5 protein-coding genes and 1 pseudogene are annotated in these 4,189 nt (G+C 63.0%); 3 read left to right on the top strand and 3 right to left on the bottom strand.

The features are described from left to right. A partial coding sequence (locus tag ACFDTG_RS16345; RefSeq protein ID WP_375291985.1) for a transglycosylase domain-containing protein occupies window positions 1–273 on the top strand: 273 nt, incomplete at its 5' end. A gap of 3 nt (window positions 274–276) precedes the next feature. Further along, entirely contained in the window at window positions 277–1,194 is a 918-nt protein-coding gene (locus ACFDTG_RS16340) for a cation diffusion facilitator family transporter (RefSeq protein WP_375291984.1), read from the top strand. Here ACFDTG_RS16340 and ACFDTG_RS16335 read toward each other — a convergent pair. The 3 genes from ACFDTG_RS16335 to ACFDTG_RS16325 form a co-directional block, all read right to left on the bottom strand. After that, the gene (locus ACFDTG_RS16335; RefSeq protein WP_375291983.1) at window positions 1,191–1,346 is read right to left on the bottom strand and encodes a hypothetical protein; all 156 of its coding nucleotides are present in this window, start codon (window positions 1,344–1,346) and stop codon (window positions 1,191–1,193) included. The genes ACFDTG_RS16340 and ACFDTG_RS16335 overlap by 4 nt on opposite strands. A gap of 167 nt (window positions 1,347–1,513) precedes the next feature. After that, window positions 1,514–2,782 (bottom strand): ATP-dependent Clp protease ATP-binding subunit ClpX, encoded by a 1,269-nt coding sequence (clpX, locus tag ACFDTG_RS16330; protein ID WP_375291982.1) that lies wholly within the window; start codon window positions 2,780–2,782, stop codon window positions 1,514–1,516. A gap of 170 nt (window positions 2,783–2,952) precedes the next feature. Continuing rightward, window positions 2,953–3,651: an ATP-dependent Clp protease proteolytic subunit gene (locus ACFDTG_RS16325; protein ID WP_375291981.1), complete on the bottom strand. Its 699-nt coding sequence runs from the start codon at window positions 3,649–3,651 to the stop codon at window positions 2,953–2,955. A 262-nt stretch (window positions 3,652–3,913) separates the two neighbouring features. Between ACFDTG_RS16325 and ACFDTG_RS16320 the strand changes: the two are divergent. Further along, window positions 3,914–4,189: pseudogene (locus ACFDTG_RS16320) on the top strand (hypothetical protein); the annotation flags it as partial.

Genomic DNA, 4,189 nt, shown 5'->3' with positions numbered 1-4,189 from the left:
TGGGGCAAGCGGCGGATCATGGAAGTCTATCTGAACGTCGCGGAGACCGGCATCGGCACCTATGGGGCGGAAGCGGGGGCGCAGCGCTATTTCAACAAGTCGGCCGCATCGCTTACCCCGCTGGAAGCGGCGCGGATGGCTGCCGCCCTCCCCCTGCCCAAGGAGCGGGCGGTTTCCAATCCGAGCGGTTGGCTGCGACGGCACGGCAACACGATCGCCGCGCGGGTCGGGGTCGTCAGGCGGGACGGGCTCGACACCTGCGTGTATGAATAGCCGATGGGCGCGGGTCACAACCATGGAAAGTCAGACGATCACGGACATGGGCATTCCCATGCGCCGAAGGATTTCGGCACCGCATTCCTGATCGGGATTATCCTCAACGCCGGTTTCGTTGCCGCAGAGGCGGGCTTCGGGTTCCTTTCCGGCTCGATGGCGCTGGTGGCGGACGCGGGTCACAACCTTTCCGACGTTCTGAGCCTGGCGCTCGCCTGGGCGGCGGCGGCGGCGGCGAAGAAGCCTGCCACCGCGCGCTTCACCTATGGCTACAAGAGCTCGACCATCCTTGCCGCGCTCGCCAATGCGGGTTTGCTGCTGATCGCCATCGGAGCCATCCTGTTCGAGACCGTGCATCGGATGGCAGAGCCGCCGGCGGTACAGGGCGCCACCATGGCCTGGGTGGCGGGGGTCGGCATCCTCATCAATACCGGCACGGCCCTGCTGTTCCTGCGCGGCCGGGCGCATGATCTGAACATCCGGGGCGCTTTCCTCCACATGGCCGCCGATGCGCTTGTCAGCCTGGGGGTCGTTATCGCCGGACTGGCGATATTGTGGACCGGAGAGCGGTGGATCGATCCGGTGACCAGCCTCGTCATCGTGGCGCTGGTCGCGTGGAGCACATGGGGGCTTCTGAAAGACAGCGTGAAACTGGGGCTGCTGGGCGTACCCGAGGGGATCGACGAGAACGCGGTGCGCGGCTACCTCGCCGGGCTGCCGGGGGTCGAAGCGGTCCATGACCTGCACATCTGGCCGATGAGCACCACGGAAACCGCCCTCACCGCGCATCTGGTCATCCCCACCGGTCACCCCGGCGACGAGTTCCTGCGCGAGGTGGCGGAGGAGCTGGAGCACCACCACCGGATCGGCCATGTCACCATGCAGGTCGAAATGGACCGCGCCTGCGCCACGGGCTGTTAGGCCAAATGCGGCGCCATTCGGCGTTCCAGCAGGTCGACCAAGCCGGGGTCCATGAAACGGTAGCGGTCGGGGATATCGAGGCAGAGTAATCGCGTATCGGAAAGCTGCGCGCGGAAGCGCGCTTCAACCGCCTTGCGATGGCGGCGCTCCATGACCACGACCATGTCTGCCCAGGCGACCAGTTCCGCCGATATTTCGGTGTCAGAATCCTTGGCAATTCCGGCCGACAGGACTTCGCAGTCACGCCGGCCGGCAAAGATTTGTTCGGCTGTAGGACTTCGCCAGCGGTTCTTCCCGCAGACGAAGAGGATGCGTTGGCTCAGGCCGCCGCTTCCTTCTTGTCCTTGCTGCCGTCGCGGACCTGGATCGGGTCCTTGCGACCGTCGACGACTTCCTTGTCCACTACGATCTCCGTAACCCCGTCCATGTCGGGCAGTTCGAACATCGTATCGAGCAAAATGCCTTCCACGATCGAGCGCAGGCCGCGCGCGCCGGTTTTCCGCTCCAGTGCCTTCTCGGCCACGGTCTGGAGAGCCTCCACGTTGAACGTGAGCGCCACGTCTTCCAGCTCGAACAGCTTCTGATACTGCTTGATCAGCGCATTCTTCGGCTCGGTCAGGATGGTGACCAGCGCCTCCACATCCAGATCGCGCAAGGTGGCGATCACGGGCAGACGACCGACGAACTCCGGAATCAGGCCGAACTTGAGCAGATCTTCCGGCTCGCTCTTTTCCAGCAGTTCGCCCACGCGGCGCTTGTCCGGATCGGCGACATGCGCGCCGAAGCCGATGCTGCGCTTCTGCAAGCGGTCCGCAATGATCTTTTCCAGACCCGCGAAGGCGCCGCCGCAGATGAACAGGATGTTCGTGGTGTCGACCTGCAGAAATTCCTGCTGAGGATGCTTGCGCCCGCCCTGCGGCGGAACCGAGGCAGTGGTGCCTTCCATCAGCTTGAGCAGCGCCTGCTGCACGCCTTCGCCCGAAACGTCGCGGGTGATGGAGGGGTTTTCCGCCTTGCGCGTGATCTTGTCGATCTCGTCGATATAGACGATGCCGTGCTGCGCCTTCTCGACGTTGTAGTCGGATGCCTGCAACAGCTTGAGAATGATGTTCTCGACATCCTCGCCCACGTAACCGGCTTCGGTCAGCGTGGTGGCGTCCGCCATGGTGAAGGGCACGTCAAAGGTGCGCGCCAGCGTCTGCGCCAGCAGGGTCTTGCCCGAACCCGTCGGGCCGACGAGCAGGATGTTCGACTTTGCAAGTTCGACTTCGCCGGACTTGCCGCTGTGCTTCAGACGCTTGTAGTGATTGTGGACGGCCACGGAGAGCACGCGCTTGGCGCGATCCTGGCCGATCACGTAATCGTTGAGCTGCGCGAAGATTTCCGACGGCGTGGGTACGTCCCCGTCCTTCTTGCCGGCTATGCCGGCCTTGGTTTCTTCGCGGATGATATCGTTGCACAGTTCGACGCATTCGTCGCAGATGAACACGGTGGGTCCCGCGATCAGCTTGCGCACTTCATGCTGCGACTTGCCGCAGAAGCTGCAGTAAAGGGTCGATTTGCTATCGGTACCGGTCAATTTGGTCATGTCCTGTAACTGCCACCTGCCGATTCTTCATATCACGCATGGGTTAACATAGCGCGGACAGGATGGTCTCGTAGAAATTATAGCGTAGCGCAAGCCGTATTGCCTGGGGATTAAGGCCCGATTGCCGCCGATCCCCAAGCGGAAGTTCACACTAAGGTCAGGCCAAAAACCTATTGCGGTGCCCCGCCCGACCCTTCGGCCTCGCTGCCTTCCTCGTTCTCCGGACGGCTTTCGAAAACCTTGTCCACGATGCCGAATGCCATCGCTTCGTCCGCCTCAAGGAAGGTGTCGCGATCCATCGCCTTTTCGATCTCGTCCAGCGTCTTGCCAGTATATTTGGCGTAGAGGCCGTTGAGGCGCTGACGCATCCGCAGGATTTCGCGTGCCTGGATCTCGATATCGGCCGCCATGCCCCGCGCGCCGCCCGAAGGCTGGTGGACCATGATGCGCGCATTGGGAAGCGCGATGCGCATACCCGGCTCGCCCGCTGCCAGCAGGAAGCTGCCCATGCTGGCTGCCTGGCCCACGCACACCGTCGATACGCGCGGCTTGATATACTGCATGGTATCGTGGATCGCGAGACCCGCGGTCACCACGCCGCCCGGCGAGTTGATGTACATGCTGATCGGCTTGGAGGGATTCTCGCTTTCGAGAAACAGCAACTGCGCCACGATCAGCGAGGCCATGTTGTCTTCGATCTGGTCGGTCACGAACACGATGCGTTCGCGCAGCAACCGCGAAAAGATGTCGAAGCTGCGTTCCCCGCGGCTTGTCTGCTCGACCACCACGGGCACCAGCGCGCCGGTAACGGGATCGCGCGTGAACTGGCCTTGGGTGGAATAGGCGTTTCCGCCGAACAGGTCGATCATGTGTAAAAGTGCCTCTCGTCGAATGGTCAGCCTATGTCGCGAGTACGCGCGCGATGTTCAAGGGCATTTACCCTAAGCGACGGGAATCGCGAAAAGCCCCCCTCGCCGACCCCCATCCCACCTCCCGGATTTTCACCCATGGCTGTTCGTCGGCGGCTGAACGCCGTCCGTCGAGCGCGGGTGTGCATCTTCGCCTACAAACGTAAACGACGACGCACTCAGGGCGCGGAGAAGGGTACCTATCATGCGGAAATGCTTGCACATGTTGGCGGGGTCACAGCTCGTGCTGGCAGCTGTGATGGCGTCTGCGGCTCATGCGCAGGACGTGGTGACGCCTCCCGTCGTCGATACCGAGGGCGCGGCCTCCAACGTCAGCGGGCGCAGCTTCGAACCGGACTATTTCGCGCAGTTCGCCCCGCGCAACGCGTTGGACATGATCACCCGCATTCCCGGCTTCACCATCTCCGGCGGCAACGACCGGGGGCAGCGCGGACTCGGCCAGGCGACGCAGAACGTGATCGTCAACGGCGCCCGCCTG

The sequence above is a fragment of the Qipengyuania sp. genome, assembly GCF_042095715.1.
GTDB lineage: Bacteria > Pseudomonadota > Alphaproteobacteria > Sphingomonadales > Sphingomonadaceae > Qipengyuania.
Note: the sequence above shows the minus strand (reverse complement) of the source record. Positions and strands in the feature narration are given on the sequence as shown.

What these genes read in the sequence shown, in the direction of transcription:
- clpX (WP_375291982.1), bottom strand. Translation starts at nt 2,782, where the DNA reads ATGACCAAATTGACCGGTACCGATAGCAAATCGACCCTTTACTGCAGC.
- ACFDTG_RS16325 (WP_375291981.1), bottom strand. Translation starts at nt 3,651, where the DNA reads ATGATCGACCTGTTCGGCGGAAACGCCTATTCCACCCAAGGCCAGTTC.
- ACFDTG_RS16335 (WP_375291983.1), bottom strand. Translation starts at nt 1,346, where the DNA reads ATGGAGCGCCGCCATCGCAAGGCGGTTGAAGCGCGCTTCCGCGCGCAG.
- ACFDTG_RS16340 (WP_375291984.1), top strand. Translation starts at nt 277, where the DNA reads ATGGGCGCGGGTCACAACCATGGAAAGTCAGACGATCACGGACATGGG.